This window comes from Methanolobus sp. ZRKC4, from assembly GCF_045291305.1.
In the GTDB taxonomy this organism is placed as follows: domain Archaea; phylum Halobacteriota; class Methanosarcinia; order Methanosarcinales; family Methanosarcinaceae; genus Methanolobus.
The window spans coordinates 1,328,821-1,346,775 of sequence record NZ_CP146983.1; the positions used below are offsets into that span (position 1 = coordinate 1,328,821).

The window sequence follows — 17,955 nt, forward strand, 5'->3', positions numbered from 1 at the left end:
TCCGGATTCCGTTTTAATTCAGTTAAATCTGGCATAATTAGGATGCAACTTAGGTGGGAGGAACATACATGAGTGCGGAGTGTATAGCTGAGAGCATTCCGGCTGGATATAAGCAGACTGAGGTGGGAGTGATTCCTGAGGATTGGAAGGTTCAGCCCATTGGAGATTTAGTTTCGATATCGGTTGGTAGAGATTTGAAAGAAGAGAATTATTCTACATACCAAGATGATATTTTCAAATATCCTGTTTTCTCAAATACAGTTACAAATGAAGGACTGTATGGTTTTTACAATATTTCAGAATACAATGGAGAGAGTTTAACTATTGTAGGCAGAGGTGTGGGATTAGGGATAGCATTCACACGAAGAGGTAGCTTTGGTGCGATTGGTAGATTGTTAGTCTTATTTCCCGTGAAAAATGTTGATGCTAATTTCTTAACTGAATATATAAATCATAGAGTGAAAATCTTTACAGAAAGTGGTGGTATTCCACAATTAACTGGTATTTCCATTGCAAAATATAGGATTCCAGTTCCATCCACCAAAGACGAACAAGAAGCCATCGCCCAAGCACTGACCGATGCGGATGCCCTCATTGAATCACTTGAGCAGCTCATCACCAAGAAACGCCAGATCAAGCAGGGTGCCATGCAGGAGTTGCTGACAGGGAAGAAGCGGTTGCCGGGGTTTAGTGGAGAGTGGATTGATTTTTCTCTGCGAGAATGTCTTTTAGGAAATCCAGATTATGGAATAAACGCTCCCGGTGTTCCTTATTCAGGGAACCTTCCAACCTATCTTAGAATAACTGATATCGATGATGATGGTAGGTTTACGCCAGATAATCAAATTGCTGTTGATCACCCACTTGCAATGAATTACCTTCTTGACAAACACGAAATTGTCTTTGCACGCACAGGTGCGAGTGTTGGAAAAACCTATCTCTACAACATAAAAGATGGTGAACTTGTATTTGCTGGTTTCCTCATCAGAGCCAAAATCAATTGTGAAAAGCTGTGTCCTGAATTCTTTGCGGCTTTTACAAAAACAGCAAGATACTGGAATTGGGTTCGCATGATGTCTATGCGGAGTGGTCAACCAGGGATCAATGGTAATGAATTCTCTGGGCTTGACTTGTATTTACCCCCTACTATTGAAGAACAAAACGCTATTGCTGCTATCCTCTGCGACATGGATGCAGAGCTTTCCTTACTAGAGGAAAAGCTTGCCAAGACTCGCAAGCTCAAGCAAGGGATGATGCAGGAACTGCTTACAGGGAGGATTCGATTGGTATGAGTAGTACACAAATACCCTACTCCTTCTTCATTGGCTGGGATGTCGGTGGGTGGAACTGCGACAAGAATAAAAATAGCCGTGATGCTATTGTAATTCTTAACCCCTCATTAGGTATCGTGGGCAAACCGTGGCGTGGTAATCTTCGGCCTTTTATTAACGAAGCTAAAAATGCAACGGAATTTATTCGAAAACTGTTTTCCCTGTGCGCCGCAAATCTACCTGCTAATGGTGAGCATATAACTCTATCCATAGATGCACCACTGGGATTTTCTGTTGAGTTTGTGGAATTGGTGAATGGTTTAAAATTCGTAGAATCGCTGGAGCGTTCTGCCACAAATCCTTACCTGTATCGTCAGACTGAACGCTGTCTGTACTGTCAGACTAAATGCTACCCGATTGAAAATAGACTTAGTCCGTTGTCATCTGTTAAAGATATGATCGGTAGTCAGGCTACCAAAGGTATGCATGTTTTGGCTAAGTTCGCTCCAGAAGTTGAGCGGTGTGGTGTGTGGAATGATGGGGGGTTGCTGACTGCGATTGAAGCTTATCCGGCAGCTTGCAAGGATTCTGAGTCAATACATGCTTTACGCCAACAGATTGCAAATCAACCAACTGATAACCAGGACAAAATGGATGCACTTACCTGTGCTCTTATAGCTTACATTTTTACAAATAATCCTGAGAATCTTATAAGCCCGGAGGATTCCGTACCCTTGAGTGAAGGATGGATCTGGGTTCCTAAAGACATTTTACAAGGTGTGGAAACATGAAGATCTCTACTATTCTCGACTATATTGATAACGGACATATGGCATTGCCTGAGTTTCAGCGGGGTTATGTTTGGAACAGAGATCAGGTACGTGGGCTTTTTGATTCACTTTACCGACGACATCCTATTGGTGGATTGCTGGTATGGGCCACTGAGTCCAGGACAGCAGCTCATCGTGGAGATGGAGAGTTAGCAGCCGGTGTGGTTAAACTCTTGCTTGATGGACAGCAGCGTATGACATCTTTATATGGTGTGATACGAGGACATGCTCCTGAGTTCTTCGATGGCAGCATTAAGACTTTCACTGGGTTGCGCTTCCATCTTGAAAAGGAAATCTTCATGTTTTACCTGCCAATGAAAATGAAAGATGATCCACTTTGGATTGATGTTACGGAGCTCATGCAGAAGGGAAATGATGGTGTCGGTGCGTTAATTGCACAACTTAGTAAACAACCGGAACTCGCACCTAAAATAGGTGAATACATTGGTCGCCTGGGCCATCTGCTAGCCATAAAAGACGTAGAGCTTCATATAGAAGAAGTAACAGGAACAGACAAGACTCTGGACGTAGTGGTAGACATCTTCAACCGGGTGAACAGTGGTGGAACCAAGCTCTCAAAAGGTGATCTGGCTCTGGCAAAGATTTGTGCTGAATGGCCTGCTGCACGAGATACTATGAAAGCACAGTTGAAAGAGTGGGAGGATGCAGGTTATGACTTCAATATCGACTGGTTACTACGTTCGGTAAACACGGTACTAACTGGTGAAGCTAAGTTTCAGTATTTGCATGATAAGAATGCTGAAGAAATTCAGGATGCTCTCAAGAAGGCTATCAAACACATTAACACCTGCTTGAATTTGATAAGTGGACGTCTGGGACTGGATCACAACCAGGTCTTCTTCGGTAAGTATGGGGTTCCTGTGATGGTAAGATACCTTGACCAGCGAAGTGGTCCAATGGATGAGATTGAACGGGATAAGCTCTTATTCTGGTTCGCTCAAGCCGGTATGTGGGGACGCTTTTCAGGTTCAACTGAATCATTCATCGATAAAGATCTGGCAGCACTGGAAGGGCCGGATGGTGGACTTGACAAGCTACTAGATCAATTACGTCTCTGGAACGGTGGATTGCTGGTAGAGCCCGGGCATTTCGCAAGCTGGAGTCTTGGTGCACGTTTCTATCCTGTGCTTTACATGCTAACAAGAATGGGACAGGCCCGTGATTGGGGTACTGGACTTCCTCTCAGATCAAGTTTACTGGGAAAAATGAGTAAACTTGAAGTCCATCATATTTTCCCAAAAGCCCAGCTATACAAACGCGATCATAAACGCTCAGAGGTGAATGCTCTGGCTAACTTCTGTTTCCTCACAAAGGACACAAATCTTGTCATAAGTGATCGTTTCCCAGAGCAGTATTTCCAGGAAGTTGAACAAGCACATCCTGATGCACTGGCATCCCAGTGGATTCCTGCTGACACCACTCTATGGAGGATCGAGAACTACTTAGATTTCCTCGAAGCAAGGAAATCACTGTTAGCAGATGAAGTGAACATGAGAATGGAAGAATTACTACATGGGGATACACGCTGGTTGACAGGTGCAAAAGCAACAGTTTCATCTACAATATCCGTTGGCGGCTTTTCCAGCGAAGAGGAAAGGGAACAGTTAGTATCTCTAAACAATTGGGTTAGAGAACAGAGTCTTCCGCCAGGTGAACTTGGTTACGATTTTGCTGACAGCACCACCGGAGAACAAAAGGCAGTGTTCGATCTTGCCTGGCCCAATGGTATCCAGGAAGAACTCAGCCGACCTGTTGCTGTCTTACTAAATGAAGGTGCTGAGGTAACTTCCATTGCCAATCAGGCTGGCTATCTTTATTTCACAGCAATCGAAGACTTCAAACAATACGTGAAAACAGAAATACTAGCACAAGAGGAATGATAATGTCAATCGGCCAGTCTGAGCGTAAAACACAGGATCGCATAATTACCCTGTTCCATAATGAACTTGGCTACGACTATCTCGGTAATTGGATTGACCGAGAAGGGAATAGCAATATCGAGGAAAAACTGCTCGGCGACTGGCTGGAAAGGAAGGGTTATACTAAAAAGCAGATTGGAAAGGTACTCTACAGGCTGAAAAAAGATGCAGGTAACAACAACCAGGGACTCTATGGTAACAACAAGGCTGTCTATAACCTGCTGCGTTATGGGGTCCCTGTAAAGACCGAGGTAGACGAGGTCACAGAAACCGTACAACTCATCAACTGGAAAGAACCTGAAGATAATCACTTTGCCATTGCTGAAGAGGTCACTCTCAAGGGGAATAGAGAGCGTCGACCGGATATAGTGCTCTATGTGAACGGAATAGCCATTGGAGTATTGGAGCTGAAGAACAGTCGGGTGAGCATAGGAGATGGCATCCGTCAGAATATTTCTAACCAACGGCCTGAGTTCAATGAATGGTTTTTCAGCACAGTACAGTTCATTTTTGCTGGCAACGATTCCGAAGGTTTGATGTATGGGACCATTGGTACACCAGAAAAATATTTCCTCAAGTGGAAGGAAGATGAAGAGGATGACAGCCGTTTCAAGCTTGACAAGTATCTTATCAAGATGTGTCGTAAGGACCGGCTCATTGAGCTGATGTATGATTTCGTTCTTTTTGACGGCGGCATCAAAAAACTACCACGAGTGCACCAGTATTTCGGTGTCAAGGCTGCACAGAAACATGTTTGCCAGCATAAAGGCGGTATAATCTGGCATACACAGGGCAGTGGTAAGAGTATCGTCATGGTACTGCTGGCCAAATGGATACTGGAGAACAATCCCAATGCTCGTGTGGTCATTGTCACCGACCGTGATGAACTGGACAAGCAGATAGAGGGTGTATTCACCGAAGCCGACGAAGATATCAAACGTACAACAAGCGGTCAGGAATTATTGAGTTTGCTCTCTCTGGCAGCACCACGCCTGATATGTTCCCTGGTCCACAAATTCGGTAGAAAGGATGTGGATGACTTCGATGCATTTATCAAGGATCTGAAAGCCCAGCCAAGCAAGACCGTAGGTGAAGTCTTTGTCTTCGTGGATGAATGTCATCGTACCCAGAATGGAAAACTAAACAAAACCATGAAAGCAATAATGCCAAACGCCGTGTTCATTGGTTTTACCGGCACACCCCTGCTCAAGAAAGATAAGACCAGTCTGGAAATCTTCGGTGGCTACATACACACCTACAAATTCTGCGAGGCAGTAGCGGACAACGTCGTACTCGACCTGCTCTATGAAGCACGTGACATAGACCAGAATCTGGGTTCAGAAGAGAGGATCGATGCATGGTTCGAGGCAAAGACCAGAGGACTCAACGACTGGCAGAAAGACGAACTAAAAAAGCACTGGGGTACAATGCAGGTAGTGCTGAGTTCACGCTCACGCATGGATAAAGTGGTAAATGACATCATCTTTGATTTCAGTGTGAAACCTCGCCTGTCCAGTAATCGTGGTAACGCCCTTCTTGTTGCATCAAGCATTTACGAAGCCTGCAAGTACTTCGCCCTATTCCAGAAAACACCTTTCAAAAGCAAATGTGCTGTGGTGACATCCTACAATCCACTAGCCAGGGATATAACAAAAGAGGATACAGGTGCAAACACCGATACCGCTAAAGAATCCATATACAATACCTACACTGAACTTCTCAAGGACATCGAAACCAGACCCGGAATGACAAAGACAGAAACCTATGAAGAGCAAGCAAAGAACCTGTTCACCAAAGAGCCGGCAAACATGAAATTGCTTATCGTGGTAGACAAACTCCTCACCGGTTTTGATGCACCTCCATGCACCTATCTTTACATAGACAAGTCAATGCGGGATCACGGCCTATTCCAGGCTATCTGTCGTACGAACCGGTTGGATGGAGAAGACAAGGATTTCGGTTATATCGTGGACTACAAGGACCTTTTCAAGAACCTTGTCAACGACAAAGGCACCGGAGCACTACAGGTCTATTCCTCCGAACTGGACCACAGTGCCGAGGGTGCAGTTCCGGAAGTTCTAATGCAGGACCGCCTGAAAAAAGGTAAGGAACGTCTTGATAATGCATTGGAGACCTTGGCACTTCTATGTGAACCAGTCGAATCACCAAAAGGTGAACTGGAACATATCCACTACTTCTGTGGTAATACTGAGATACCAACGGACCTTCAGGAACATGAAACCCAGCGTGTGGCTCTCTACAAGGCAACAGCTTCACTAGTTCGTTCTTACTCTAACATCTCAGATGAAATGGAATCCGCAGGCTACAGTGAAGCAAAGATCAACCATATCAAGCAGCAGATCGATCATTATCTGATGATTCGTGAGATAATTCGCCGAGCCAGCGGCGAAACTCTCGACCTTAAAGCCTACGAAGCAGACATGCGTCATCTCATCGATACCTACATCGAGGCAACAGAACCCAAGAAGGTTTCATCGTTTGATGACCTTCCATTGCTGGAACTGATTGTTAAGACCGGCATCGATAAAGCCATTGATACACAGCTTGGAAGTTTGAAAGGTAAAAAGAATGCTGTGGCTGAGATAATTGAGAACAACGTCCGCCGCAGGATTCTCAAGGAACACCTGAATGATCCGGCCTACTATGAAAAAATGTCAGCTCTGCTGGATGAGATCATAGCAGCAAGAAAAGCAAAGGCCATCGAATATGAAGAATATTTGAGGCAAATTGCCGAACTGGTAAAGAAAGTGGAATCAGGGCAAGAGGATGACACTTCGGAAGAACTCAAAGCAAGTCCTGCATTGCGAGCGCTCTATAACAACATACAAATACCAGGACATAAAACCGGGGATATATCAGAAGGAAACGCCAGATACACTTCATCTAATGACCCGGTCCTTGACCTTGCAATAAGAATCGATGAAACTGTCAAACATGTACGTTCTGATGACTGGCGTGATGTCGAGCCACGCGAAAATGTCATAAAACAAGCGCTATTTGATATCCTGCAAGATGTCGATGAGGTTGAGCGTCTTTTCCTCATCATCAAAGCACAGGACGAATATTAATGTTCAAACAGATCGAATTGGGCGAAATAACAGCAGAAGTGGTCTTCAAGGACATAAAGAACATACACCTGAGCGTTTACCCTCCCCATGGCAAAGTAAAGATATCTGCTCCTCTAAGAATGGATATTGATAAGATACGCATCTTTGCCATATCCAAACTTAGCTGGATAAAACAGCAACAGACAAAGCTTCAAGAGCAGGAGCGTGAAACTCCACGTGAATATCTTGATCGTGAAAGTCATTACGTCTGGGGGAGGCGTTATATGCTTAAGATCATCGAAGCCAATGAAGCTCCTTCAGTTGAACTGAAACATAAAAAAATGATTCTGCGAGTGCGACCCGGAGCAGATGATAAAAAAAAGCAAGCTGTTCTTGATGCATGGTACCGTGACCAGCTCAGGAAAACGGTAAGCCCTTTGATATCCAAGTGGGAGCAATTGATGGGTGTGAAAGTGGAGCGTTTGTTTGTAAGGCGAATGAAAACAAAATGGGGAAGCTGTAATCACAAAGCACGGAATATCCTGTTGAACACCGAACTTGCCAAAAAGCCACATGAATGCCTTGAATACGTAGTCGTGCATGAAATGGCACATCTGCTGGAGCCGACACATAATTCTCGTTTTATTTCGTTAATGGACAAGTTCATGCCAAAATGGCAATTCTATAGAGATAAGCTAAATCAATTGCCAGTTAGCCATGAGAATTGGAATTATTAATTAGGAAAGTAATATATTAGAAGAAATTGGCTCTGTAGAAAACCTCGATATTTGATTGCTGATTTAAGTATGCAATAATTAGAAATGTATTAAATGAAATTGATAATAAGTAACTATTTCATCCTATGATGTTGAGTTTAATAGGTTTCTACAAAGCCTTTAATTTCATAATATTTATTTATAATCAGAGAAAAGTTATACAAAACTAGAAATCAATATCAAAAAATATAGTATTAGATTTTTGTTTTTTGAATATTACTTTGAGAGAAATAATTATGCAATCAAAAAAATATTCACTTCATTTTGATAAACTCATTGAAGAGGCACTTGAAATCAAAGAAATTAAAGAAAATATTTCAAAGACAGGATTTGAAAAAGATTATTTTAAATCAAAAATCGAAAAAAAAAAAGATGATATTTTGTTGACATTTAGCGATGAAGTTGATGAGTTTAATAGATTAAATAAACAACTTCGTGAAAGTACAGTTTATCTCCCAATTTTTAAAAAAAGATATCCGCGTTATGTGTCTTTTTATTCTGCCCTTTTCATAGTTTTTGTTATTACTATATTCATTCCAGTTATGGGTTTTGATACAAATATAGAACTATCAATATTTGCTAGTATGGCCATAGCATTTATGGTACATAGATCCAAAAATATCCATGAAGTTGAAAAACCAGAGAAAATGATAATAGAAATGGAAGAAATTGAAAGCAAAATACATAGAACTATTTTACTAAATGGAATCTTGCCTCAATTAAGACTTTTAATTAATGAAGAATTGAAAGAAGCTTTTAACTTTTCGTTACCAAAAATCGATTATCAAGGTTTAGCAGAAGTGTTTGAACCTAAATTTGAAGTATCAAGAAAATCTAAAGAAAAACTTGCACGATGGCTAAATCTCATGCCACATGGAAGCTTAGGTATTACTGGATCACGTGGAGCTGGGAAAACAGCTTTGATTGATTCATTTTGTAAATCTTCTACGTCCACAGATGGTAAGATCAAAACAATACCTATTCAAGTCTCTGTACCCGTGAAATATGAATCACGTGATTTCATATTATACTTATTCCTACAAGTATGTGAGGAAGTAATTAAACATGAAAGTGGTAGTAGATTATATCTAAAAAGGACTGATAGCAGTTCTATATTGAAAAAATACAAACGAATGATGATTGTATATTTCGTACTGACCATCTTTTTAATTACAGCAGGGTCTTATATCTTCATTAGAAATTATATTGCTATGTTGTGGCAGATGAATTATTTGGAACATCAAATAATGTTAAATGAAATTAATTCGGGTATAGGTTTTCTTCTTTTATGTGCAGCATTTATAACAACATTGCAAACTTTTAGACTTTTTTATTTTATGAGAGGTATAACCACTCATTTTGAACAAGCAAGTGAATGGATTGATAACATAAGGTTCCAAAGTAGTTATTCATCTGGTTGGTCAGGTTCCCTAAAGCTTCCTATGGGATTAGAAAGCAATATAAAATCTGCAAAAATCCTATCTAAAAACCAGTCAAGTTTACCTGAAATAGTCAATGGTTATCGTGATTTTGTAGGAAGTTTAGCCAGAAAATATAAATTCATTATAGGAATTGATGAACTAGACAAAATATCATCAAATGAAAAGGCTCACCAATTCTTAAATGAGATAAAGGGAATATTCAATATAGAAAACTGCTACTATTTGATTTCACTTTCAGAAAACGCAATGAGTGCTTTTGAAAGAAGAGGTTTACCTTTCCGTGATGCGTTTGATAGTTCTTTTGATGGTACCATTTATGTAGACTATCTTAATCTTAAAGAAGCAAAAGAACTCATCAAAAAAAGAGTAATAGGGATGCCAGTTCCATTTATGTGTTTCTGTTTTTGTATGTCTGGAGGATTAGCCCGTGAGCTGATTCGTATATGCAGAGATATTGTTGATTCTGCAGAGTTCTCTTCTGAAAAAAACAATCTTGCAAATATATCTCGTATGTTAATTCTAGATGATATGAAATCAAAGATATATGCAACATCTATGAAAGCTAAAAATATAGAATTGAAAGAAGAAGTAGCACACTTTATTAATCAAATGTATAACTTTGAAAAGCAACTAGATGAATCAGGTAATGCGTTAAGTTATGACGCCATTAATGTTTTTTATTCTAACTATATATCAACTGAAAACAGAGAATCAAGATACATTAACGAGAATTATTTGGAATTAGTATCGTTGAGGAAAGAATTAATAGCCTATTTATGTTATGCTATAACACTTATGGAAGTCTTTGGTGACACAGAGGAGTCACATTTCAATAATCACATACCCAATGCTTTTGAACAACTAGCCAAAATTCGGCAACATCTCTCTGTCAATCCAATTGTTGCTAAATCAGAAATTGAAAGTTTCAGGATAGAACATAATATGAATGTTTGTGGCGTACTTTATCCTCAGATCAATTATTTTGCATAACTATAAAAACAATCGTATATTTATGCAATTTCAAAAATATGTGGACTTTGCGATATCATTATTAACATCTGAAAATTAAGATTGCAAATGAAATCCAAACTCACGAACTCTTATGAGAATGGATCTTAAGCACATCGCCTTTGGCCAAGGTGGGCAACTCATAAAAAGGTGCTTTTATGTATCTATTATTAAGTTGTGGTAAAATAAAAAGAGAAACTGAAAAAATCAGCCTTCCTTTTCCTCTTTCTGTGCTTCTGTTTGCTCCATAATCTTACCCATAAGCTCACGTATAGAAGGATCGCTCATGAACGCATCCACCAGTTTCTTCTGTGTTTCATTAGACTTAATAAGCTTTTCTTTTTCCTCTTCTAAATCTGTAGCACGTCCCTTATCTTGATATGCTAATGAACGGTTTGCATCATTCTGGTCACTGAGTTCCTTGTTCTCTTCCTTTAGAACTTTGAACTCAGGAGAAGTTGAAGCGTCTGCTCTCTCATCAATAAGTAAAGCAAGGTAGTTCTCCATATAAACCTTCTTCAGGAATTCTGTATCAAATTTTACATATGCCTGTTTTACTGCACCCAATGTATGCCCCATCATATGTTCAATGACATCACCATCGACTCCAGCATTCCTTAGTGTTGTGCTGAAGTATTTCCTCATGTTGTGACTACACATCAATCTAAATGTACTTGGTCGCCTTGTATCCTCAACCTTGTTTGCGATAGCTTTATACAACTCAATAATCAAGCCTGATATCAGAGCACGATTAAACTCTTCCTTGTTACGTAGGTATCTTCCGAATTTCTTCTCCAAGATGAACAATGGACTATCTAGAGTCACCTTTATTGCCTCATGCAACTTCTCTCCATCTGAACTATCTTTGAACATTTGTTCTCTTTTCATAAGGTAAGTATTCACAGCTCGTGATGCCTCTGGAGATAAGAAAGTAGTGAAATCGATCTGTGTTTTCTGTCTCCTCAAAGAGAGTGTTGTAATCTCTGTCACAGGGTCATATCCATCTCTAAAATCCTGGACAGTAAGGTTACATATGTCTGATGCAGCGAGACCTGATGCAATTCCTACCAAAATGATAGCTTTGTTTCTTATCGATGCTATCTTAATAGCCTTCAAGATTAGTTCACGATCGGGCAACTTCTGATTTTCTTTTTTTGGTCTTGCACGTACTTCCACACTGCGCAAAGATGCTGGAACAGGTAAATAGTACGTCGAAAAGAATGACCATATCTTATTGACATAGCATCTTATACTGGTTGATGCATAGGGAAGTATTCATAGTAGTTGTCAATCCATCTAGATGTTCCCTGAAGCTTTCAATCATCTTGAAATGTGTCATCATATGTGGCCTTACTCCATCATCATACTCATGCTGTGCAATATGCAGAAGCTTGGAAGGAGACAAACTTGTAAACTCTGTGAACAATACAAATGCAGAAATATAACCTTCCAATGTTCTTTGTGCTTTCAATCCCCATCATACGGAATAGTTCCTGAAGGGCAGGATCATTTTTTAGTTCATTAAACTTCATTTTACCGATTATCCCAAGACTGAAAACATCGGGTATAAACCAGAAATTCCATGAAGAAGAATGCTGAAGCTGATAAGCCATTTGCTCTGAATGCTCATGTAAGGGAAAGATTGGAAATGTGGGAAGCATTTTGAAATGGATACCTTCAAAAATAAATGTCTTTGATTACAGCTCGATTAGGGTTTTGCGGATCAACAAGCAGTGTAACTTCGTCACCCTCATTAAAACAATTTGTATAAATAGAATGACTTAAAGCGTTTCCTCTCCAATATTCTATTCCTTGATACGTATATTTATATTCAACTCTTTTTTTGGAAAGAATATATTCCAATGAAATATGGCCGGTGACTTCTACTCCTCGCATATATAATGCCCAAAATAAAAGGACTCTCCAAACAAGCATAATTATTCCACTATAGTAATTATGACCAATTTTTGTTGTGATAATAGAAGATCTTCAGTTACTGGAACAATCCCTCTTCTAGTCAATGTATAACCGAAGTAACTTTTTATTTCATCAAGCCCCCAAAACATGATAATTGCTGCTATTGATAAATGTGAAGCACGATCACGTAATATAATTCGACCTAATGGAAATAATCTATTTTTCTCCATGTAAGTACTTTTGAATTTCTTTTTACTTAAAGATATAATAAACAGACTTACAAAATAAAGATTATAAGTTCTGTTTTTTCAGCTTACTATATCCATTTATAAGTGTGCAACTGGAGCAATTTGAACATTTTAATCGAGTATCTCGTCCAGGTTGCTTGCAGAACTGCACAAATATTTAATGACTTTACTCTTTTTTCATTATTGGATGAATATCCATGTCTTGGCAGTTTCAAAATTGGACTAATACCAACCTGCCAATCTCCTCCGGATCTCCACCTTCTCACCATCTGTGAAAGGCAAGCCCTGGTAATGAAGCATAGATGTCAAACTATCATGTCCTTGGCGTAGACAAATCACGTTAATTGGGATATCTGCAGTGATCATCCAGGACTCTATACTTTTTCTGGTGGTTTTGCTACTCAACCCTAATGAGTTCAGGCCGGATTTTTCACCCCATCTCAAAAGGTTCTCATTCCAGGCAGATCTTGAAGGAGGTTTTTTATTCTTGAAGAAATAGTCCAGGACATTCTCCAGCTGGCCAGGGATGGGATGCACATACCTTTCAAGCTGTTTTCGTTTGGCCTTCTTCTGGGCTTCCTCTGGAAGATGGATTGTCTTGCGAATCTTCCACCACCACTCAGGATGATCGTGCAACCTCTGTACCTCAACATATCTCATCCCAGACCAGAAGCAGACATCAAAGATAGTTTTAAGATACATTTGTGGAATACTATCTCTTAGTTGATCTATCTCATAAGGTCCTAGGACTCTTACACCATTGACTAGGATAGGCTCGGTCTGTTTTGAGGTGATTGAAATCATGCTGTTTTATTAAAACAACAAAATTCTATTAATTTTTATGGTTCTACCTGAGGAGATATCTCTGGATTCTGCAGCAAAAACTTGTCGTTATAGGATAAAACGACAAGACAAAATTAGTATTTCTTAAACACCAGGGGAGAGAATACTGGAAACCATTAAGTGATGTATTTCTTGATTACATCGACCATCCAGAATCCAAATTTGAAGGGGATACAGGAATTCTGCAAAGGAGACATCTGCAACCTAAAGGATGCGTGTATATCGGTAAGGAAGCTAACAAGGTTGAGATGCAGGAGCTTGAGAGTAATACTGTTGAGACTTATCATGATATTGAAAAGATAAGGGAGTTTGTTCTTGGTTTAACTCCTGCTGAAGCTAGGAAAGTTGGGATTAAGTACAGGAGTACATTGAATAAATTAAAGGACAGGGTAAGAGAAGGAGAGTTTAACCTGAATACTAAGGAAATGAGGAAAATAATTGAGTATTTGATCTGAAGGCTAGGCAAAAAAATTAAAGAAGGGTAAATTACCCATCATAATTCTGTATCAGATTAATGGTTCTCTCAGCTTGGTCAATTAAAAACTCAGCCTGAGAAGCATCCAATCTTTCTTCCTCTACCATCTCATTAACGAATTTTATGAAATCCTCAAGCTTCTTGATAGCCTTGTCATAATCGTCTTTATCAAGCTTCTTGATTACATTATCAAGTTTGACATTGAGGACTTTTTTGGTGGAAGCATCTGTATCATGCAGACCAAAAACATGTTCTTTGAGATTTCCAATCGCTTCTGCCGGATTCTTTTCAATAACATCCAAAGTGAACATGTATACATCCACATTTCCATTTCGTCCATCCGTCCATACAATCCTATCTCCGTAGATTGAAGGTGCGGCTTGGATAGATTTGTTTGTAGTTATCTGGTATTCGGTGTCTGAAGTGATATTATACATGAAGATATCCCAATTTCCAGTTCGGTTATCAGTCCAGACGATCCTATCCTCGTAGATTGCTGGCTCAGATTGATAAAATTCGTTTGTAGTTATCGGCTGTTCAGTACCTGAAGTGATATTATGCATGTAGATATCAGTGTTACCATTACGGTAATCATACCAAACTATAAGGTCTTCATAAATTGCAGGAATACGCTGATCAGATTCATTCGTGGTTATCTGAATTTCGTTACCTGAAATCATATCATACATGTAGATGTCCTTGTTCAGGTTGCGTACATCCTCCCATACTATCCTGTCTCCATAGATTGCAGGAACCCATTGGGATTGATAGTATTCAATCACAGGAGATTCATTGTCTGAAGTGATATTGTACATATAGATGTCCCCTAGACTACTATTACGATAATCAGTCCATACTATCCTATCTCCGTAGATTGCAGGATGGCGTTGAACTGATTCATTTGTAGTTATCTGGTATTCAGTGTCTGAAGTGATATTGTACATGAAGATATCCCAATTTCCGGTGCGGTTATCATGCCAAACTACAAGGTCTTCGTGAATTGCCGGAAGAAGTTGATCTGATTCATTGGTTGTTATCTGGTATTCAGTGTCTGAAGTGATATTGTACATGAAGATATCCCAATTTCCATTGCGATTATCATACCAAGCAATTATATCTTTATAGATTACAGGATCATATTGATGTGATTCATTTACAGTTATCTGTTCTTCGATACCTTGTGCGACTAAAAAATCATTAGCAACTACAGTTTCTACACTCATAATGAATAAAGTCATCAAAATACAAATCAAAATTTTGTATTTAATTCGCATTTACACCCACCCCTACAAATTATTAATTAATTAATTGTAACTCAAATGCTATGCTATTATGTTTTTTTTCTAAACAACGATATAATTTGCGAAACAATGCTACTTAAAAAGTTAACAGTTTAATCATTTATTAAGCATGTTTTTTTCAATAAGTATAAATATGGTTGTGCCATGTAACTACAAAACCGTACACTTTTTTCGCGTTGTATATATCCCCACACAATTGTGCGGGGTAATAGGTATCTTGAAATATAGATACTCAGAATTTTAAGAAGTCTGTTGTTAACACAAAAGTTGAATATCTAATACAAAATTTATTTTAACTAATAATTATATTTTGTTGTTCGAATGGGTGATTATAGCTATATACAAATTGGAAAGTTTGCAGTTAAAGAGTGGAAATGGGAGTTGCCACCAGAAAATGATCCAATTCTCAATTTTATTTTTTTAATGCAGGATAAAATAGTCGAAATTGATGCCGATCTCCAAAGAGATGAGGGAATTACAGAATACTACTGTAAATATGAAACAAATGTGTCTGAAGTAAAAAGTCGATTTGACAAATCTCATTTCACAGTAAAAGAAATTGACCATGTTATTTCAGAAGTTACGGGTATACCTATCAGCGACATTGAAACTGCACTTATGGATTCTGATATATATTATGAAGCTTACCTAAGTGATCTTGAAAATGAAAAATGTGAAAATCGGGCTGAATTGGAAGACTTATTTGACAAAAAAATAGAGTTAGACTACAAAATTAGAAGTTCTGATCTTGGAAACTACATAGAACTCCGAAATTTGAGAGAGATATTGGATCAATCAGAAAACACGGACCTTGTTTCTTTAGAGATACAGCAAATTACTGGAAATGAAGAAGAACTGAAGTCTTTTGATCATATAAACCTCGTAACAGAAGATTTAACCTCAGCTACAAGAATTGATAAGAAATATTTGGAAATGGCTAAGATCCACTATACAGAATATCATTTTGATTTAGTATATATCGAACTATTTATCTCCGTAGAATCTGCTTTGAGTGGTTATTTTAGAAGAAAATCTGAACAAGATGAAATCAATCTTGAAGGCACATTTAAAAACGTTAAGCTAATGGATAAAATCAAATTTACGATTTCATTTATAGGAAAACAGGAATTAGATGATGAATTAATATCATCTATTAACGACGCATACCATGTTAGGAATAATAAAATCCATAATAATCAGAAAAACTTTGAGAGAAATAAAGTGATCAAAGCGATTGAAGATGTTGAACGATTAGTTGAAATAATAAATAGTTTAGAGTAGTGATTCACACATAGCTAAGTATCTGTTTTTAAATCTCTCAATTATAGTATATTCTTAGAGGTTCAATTCATGACAATAGGAAGAACAATTTCAATTTATCTGCCAGATGCCAATCCACAGGGAGTGAAAATATGCGAGTTCTTTGATTCTATTGTCAAAGCTGTTTCTATTCCTCGAGCAAAGTTAGACGCTGGCTTGAAAAGACCAGAGCTTGAACAGCCGGGGCTTTACTTCTTAATAGGTGAAAAAGACGAAGTTGGAAAACCAAAAGTATATGTTGGTGAATCAGAAATACTAACAACTCGTTTAAATGATCACCACAAAAAGAAAGATTTTTGGAATCAAGCTATATGTTTTGTTTCAGAGAAAAATAATCTTAACAAAGCTCATATCAAGTATCTTGAAAATCATGCTTGTGAGCAGGCTAAATTAGTCAATAAATGTACTCTTGAAAATAGTAATACTCCCACTAAATCATCTCTAACAGATCAAGACCGGGATTTTGTTTTGCGTTTCTTTGATGAATTAAAGATTATAATGGCTACCCTTGGTTATCCTATTTTCGAACAAGCAAAACGTAGCAAGAAAAATACATACTATTGTAAGAGCAAGGATGCTGATGCTGTTGGTGAATATACTGAAGAAGGTTTTGTCGTCAACAAGGGATCAAAGTCAAACGTAGAAGAAACAACGTCTCTTCAACCAAGTGTACGAGCATTTAGAGCTAATTTAGTAGAAAAGGGAATTGTAAAGGAAGAAGATGGTGTCTATGTTTACCAAGAAGATTTTACGTTTTCTTCACCATCCATGTCGGCATCAGTTGTACTAGGCAGAGCTGCTAATGGATGGACGCTTTGGAAGGACAAAGAAGGTAAAACACTAGATGAAATTGTAAGACAAAAAGATAAGGAGGGAAAATAAATGGCTGAAAATATGATATGTCCTGAATGTCAAGTTCAAAATGTAAAAGCAATTGTTGATATCCAAGATCCCGGGTATAAAACACAAGTACTATACCAATGCCGTGAATGTAAAAACATATGGGGTGAGAAATAAATCATATGATCAAGAGTAATTTTACTAAATGGATAAAATGGGAAGACCGGAATAACCTACCTGATATTAAGTATCCGGGAATTTATTGCATAGCTCTCTCGGAATCAGATTTGTCTGAGCAAGATTTTACTTGGATTCGTGAAATTAAATATGTGGGTATGACTAACTCACGAAACGGACTAAAAGGTCGTTTAAAGCAGTTTAATAGCACTATTAACGGAAAGACAAAGCATGGAGGAGCTGATCGGTTTATGTATAAGTATCAGACCTATCAAGATCTTCTAAACAGACTTTTTGTTTCTGTTCGTCCATTCATATGTGATGTTAAATCTAATACTCCTGAAGATTTAAGAACAATGGGAGAGGTAGCAAAATTTGAATATGAGTGTTTTGCAACCTATGCTAAAAAGTACAACTGTCTGCCTGAATTTAACGATAAAGCAAAATCAGATAAATTAAGCAGAAAAAACAAAAAAAAATAAAAAAAGAGGAATAAGCT

The 17,955-nt window shown here is 38.4% G+C and carries 15 protein-coding genes; 11 read left to right on the plus strand and 4 right to left on the minus strand.

Translation table 11 applies throughout. The features are described 5' to 3' along the window. Positions 1-68: 68 nt before the first annotated feature. The 6 genes from V7O67_RS07005 to V7O67_RS07030 all read left to right on the plus strand — a co-directional run bounded on the left by V7O67_RS07005 (position 69) and on the right by V7O67_RS07030 (position 10,317). Positions 69-1,292 (plus strand): restriction endonuclease subunit S, encoded by a 1,224-nt coding sequence (locus V7O67_RS07005; protein ID WP_342305564.1) that lies wholly within the window; start codon positions 69-71, stop codon positions 1,290-1,292. Beyond that, the gene (locus tag V7O67_RS07010) at positions 1,289-2,062 is read left to right on the plus strand and encodes a hypothetical protein (RefSeq protein ID WP_406671333.1); all 774 of its coding nucleotides are present in this window, start codon (positions 1,289-1,291) and stop codon (positions 2,060-2,062) included. The genes V7O67_RS07005 and V7O67_RS07010 overlap by 4 nt, the downstream gene beginning before the upstream one ends. Continuing rightward, positions 2,059-4,002 (plus strand): DUF262 domain-containing protein, encoded by a 1,944-nt coding sequence (locus V7O67_RS07015; RefSeq protein ID WP_342305562.1) that lies wholly within the window; start codon positions 2,059-2,061, stop codon positions 4,000-4,002. The genes V7O67_RS07010 and V7O67_RS07015 overlap by 4 nt, the downstream gene beginning before the upstream one ends. Before the next feature lie 2 nt (positions 4,003-4,004). Next, positions 4,005-7,130, plus strand: coding sequence for an HsdR family type I site-specific deoxyribonuclease (locus V7O67_RS07020; protein WP_342305561.1), 3,126 nt, complete (start codon positions 4,005-4,007; stop codon positions 7,128-7,130). Further along, positions 7,130-7,846, plus strand: a complete 717-nt coding sequence (locus tag V7O67_RS07025; protein WP_342305560.1) for a SprT family zinc-dependent metalloprotease — start codon at positions 7,130-7,132, stop codon at positions 7,844-7,846. The genes V7O67_RS07020 and V7O67_RS07025 overlap by 1 nt, the downstream gene beginning before the upstream one ends. A gap of 275 nt (positions 7,847-8,121) precedes the next feature. Beyond that, positions 8,122-10,317, plus strand: a complete 2,196-nt coding sequence (locus tag V7O67_RS07030; protein ID WP_342305559.1) for a P-loop NTPase fold protein — start codon at positions 8,122-8,124, stop codon at positions 10,315-10,317. 225 nt (positions 10,318-10,542) lie between these two features. Here the strand turns inward: V7O67_RS07030 and V7O67_RS07035 are convergent, their stop codons facing one another. From V7O67_RS07035 to V7O67_RS07045, 3 genes are all read right to left on the minus strand, one after another. Continuing rightward, a complete protein-coding gene (locus V7O67_RS07035) occupies positions 10,543-11,511 on the minus strand; it encodes a tyrosine-type recombinase/integrase (protein WP_342306525.1) in 969 nt (322 codons plus the stop codon). 501 nt (positions 11,512-12,012) lie between these two features. Beyond that, positions 12,013-12,231: a DUF3592 domain-containing protein gene (locus tag V7O67_RS07040; RefSeq protein ID WP_342305558.1), complete on the minus strand. Its 219-nt coding sequence runs from the start codon at positions 12,229-12,231 to the stop codon at positions 12,013-12,015. Between the two features lie 491 nt (positions 12,232-12,722). Then, positions 12,723-13,304, minus strand: coding sequence for a tyrosine-type recombinase/integrase (locus V7O67_RS07045; protein ID WP_342305557.1), 582 nt, complete (start codon positions 13,302-13,304; stop codon positions 12,723-12,725). A gap of 254 nt (positions 13,305-13,558) precedes the next feature. Here V7O67_RS07045 and V7O67_RS07050 point away from each other — a divergent pair, with 254 nt between their 5' ends. Continuing rightward, the gene (locus V7O67_RS07050; RefSeq protein ID WP_342305556.1) at positions 13,559-13,798 is read left to right on the plus strand and encodes a hypothetical protein; all 240 of its coding nucleotides are present in this window, start codon (positions 13,559-13,561) and stop codon (positions 13,796-13,798) included. Between the two features lie 31 nt (positions 13,799-13,829). Here V7O67_RS07050 and V7O67_RS07055 read toward each other — a convergent pair whose 3' ends face one another. Further along, the gene (locus tag V7O67_RS07055) at positions 13,830-15,041 is read right to left on the minus strand and encodes an FIMAH domain-containing protein (RefSeq protein ID WP_342305555.1); all 1,212 of its coding nucleotides are present in this window, start codon (positions 15,039-15,041) and stop codon (positions 13,830-13,832) included. Positions 15,042-15,440: 399 nt separating this feature from the next. Here V7O67_RS07055 and V7O67_RS07060 point away from each other — a divergent pair, with 399 nt between their 5' ends. The 4 genes from V7O67_RS07060 (at position 15,441) to V7O67_RS07075 (ending at position 17,938) form a co-directional block, all read left to right on the plus strand. After that, positions 15,441-16,400: a hypothetical protein gene (locus V7O67_RS07060; protein WP_342305554.1), complete on the plus strand. Its 960-nt coding sequence runs from the start codon at positions 15,441-15,443 to the stop codon at positions 16,398-16,400. 69 nt (positions 16,401-16,469) lie between these two features. Beyond that, complete coding sequence (locus V7O67_RS07065) at positions 16,470-17,321, plus strand: GIY-YIG nuclease family protein (RefSeq protein ID WP_342305553.1); 852 nt, start codon at positions 16,470-16,472, stop codon at positions 17,319-17,321. Then, entirely contained in the window at positions 17,322-17,456 is a 135-nt protein-coding gene (locus V7O67_RS07070; RefSeq protein ID WP_342305552.1) for a hypothetical protein, read from the plus strand. A gap of 5 nt (positions 17,457-17,461) precedes the next feature. Further along, positions 17,462-17,938: a hypothetical protein gene (locus tag V7O67_RS07075; RefSeq protein WP_342305551.1), complete on the plus strand. Its 477-nt coding sequence runs from the start codon at positions 17,462-17,464 to the stop codon at positions 17,936-17,938. Positions 17,939-17,955 lie beyond the last annotated feature (17 nt).